Origin of the sequence: Thermogutta sp. (genome assembly GCF_014359955.1) — a bacterium.
Lineage (GTDB): Bacteria > Planctomycetota > Planctomycetia > Pirellulales > Thermoguttaceae > Thermogutta.
In genome coordinates, this window is the sequence record NZ_JACIYL010000778.1 from 1 (window position 1) to 2,046 (window position 2,046).

Sequence of the window (2,046 nt, forward strand, 5' to 3'; positions counted from 1 at the left end):
ACTGATTTTCCACAAGCCAGCGAAGGGCACGCGTCACGGTGTCTCGATAGCGGGATCCCTGATGGGTGTACCCAGCGCCGAGAAAGGCCAGCAAGGCCAATCCAGTGGCGGCCGTGTCCCCGTGCATGGTTCCCGTGTGAAATGTCTTCTGTGGATCGGGCACATGGTCCGGCAGGCGATGGAGGCTCCAGTGCCCATCTGCAAACTGAATCCGAGCCAGAAATTCAAGCCCCTTTTCCACGGCCCGCTCAGTCTCCGAACTACCGCCGAACTCCATCGCACGAGCACCACGGATTTCGGGATTGCGCTGGGCGAACGCCTCGGCTGGTTCGGTTTCCACCGCCCCGCGGAGAACCTCGGGTGAAGCCACACCCAGAGGGGAACGCGAGGCGAGTCGTGCCCCGCCCGGGCCGACAATTTCAAGCCGGGGCAACTCGCCCCCACCGCGTCGCGCCGGCAGACTCAGCCCACTCTCCAGGAGGTCGCTATTGGGAGAGCCCCCGCGGCTTCCCGCTGAAACCACGGGCGGCAGATCGACCGCCCGACGTGGTTCATTGCCAGCCTGCCGCTCAATCTCAGCACGCGCAACAGACTGACCGGCCTGCCCAGTTCCTCCCGTTTCCGCGGCGAGAGATGCCTGTGAGGTGATGTACGGTGCGTTGTCCTGTCCGCGGAGAGTCGCCGAGCTTCGCGCGGACCCTCCCGGATTACCGCTGGAACCCCAATCTCCACCAGGCGCCATCCGATCAAACAACCGAGGCGGAAGGCTGCCGGAGACGCCCGGCACCGTGTCTCCTTTCATTCCCGCCAGATCTGAAGCCCCGGCTGTGGTGCTCGATCCACTTCCAAAACCCGCCAGTGACGGCAGGGCCTGTCGTGACGTTCCGCGTCCATAGGTCAATGCGGTTGCCGAGGGACGGTCGCTGGGAATACCCGCTCCCGTTGGCCCCGCCGAAGTTTCTGGAACAGTACCTTCCAGGGTCGCTCGACCGGCAATCACGGGATGACTGGCTTCGCCCAGACCTCGACTGCCCGGCCGGGTGTTTCCCATGGCAAAAGTCTGACCTACGGCCCCACCCTGTTCCCGGGCCGCACCCAATCCGCGTGACGGACCCGTCATGGCCAATCCCATGCCACCGGTAAGCTCCGAGGCTTGGCCACCGCCGGTTTCCCCGCTTCCCGAACTGCCCGCCCCTGGTTCCTGCCGCGCCAGCCCCACGGAGACTGGGGCAGGTCCGATGCCGGTGGCTCGGGGTTCCAGGCGGGCGGCGGCCCCACGCAGGTTTCCTCCTCCCGTGCCGCTCGGCTCTGGTTCCGTAGGTGTGAGCGCAACCACCGAGCCGAGAATTTCCCCGGACGGTCCTTGACGCGGCGAACTCGTTCCAGGCTCTCCGGTGCCAGCCACCCCCACGAGATCCGACGTCGCAAGGGCCCGGGGACGCCGGGAAGCAGCCATTCCCGCTGGGGAAGCGTTCAGGATGTCTGTCACGGCTCCCGTGGAACCGGCCGCCGTGGGGGAGGGAATCGTGGCGCGTTCTCGGGCAGGTCCCCCGATGTCGGGCTCTTCCGGTGAGCGGGCGAGATGCGAAACGCCCGCCGTCTGCGGGATCGACTGAAGCTCAGCGCTTCCACCGATGGCTGCGATTGAGGACGTCTCGACGCCGCCGCGCGCGGTTTGTCGTGTTCCCACCGGGCCGACGGCCATGTCGGGTCGGCTGACCCTTGCCGGGCCCGCTGCCGGATTGGCCGCCATTTTCGCCGATGTGATGGGTTGGGTCGCCTCGGACGTTTGGGCAGGGACGGGAACAGTTTGATTCCGCCTGGGGACGATTTCCGTCGGGCGGAGTTCACCGGGCGACAAGCCTCTCTGAGGTTCCGGCACCGTAATGGATGGCGACTGACTCGCCAGTAATTGCTGGCTGGTTACCTCCCTTGGCTGTGGACGTGACACGGACGGCGAATCCGCCGGGATATGCTCGACGGTGACGCGGGCCGGCAGCTTGACGTCCGGATTGGTGGACTGATCGGGAGAGTCTTCCCGCCGTG

General features: G+C 66.2%; 1 pseudogene. It reads right to left on the bottom strand.

The features are described from left to right. A pseudogene (locus tag H5U08_RS16880) lies at positions 1 to 2,046 on the bottom strand (hypothetical protein); the annotation flags it as partial.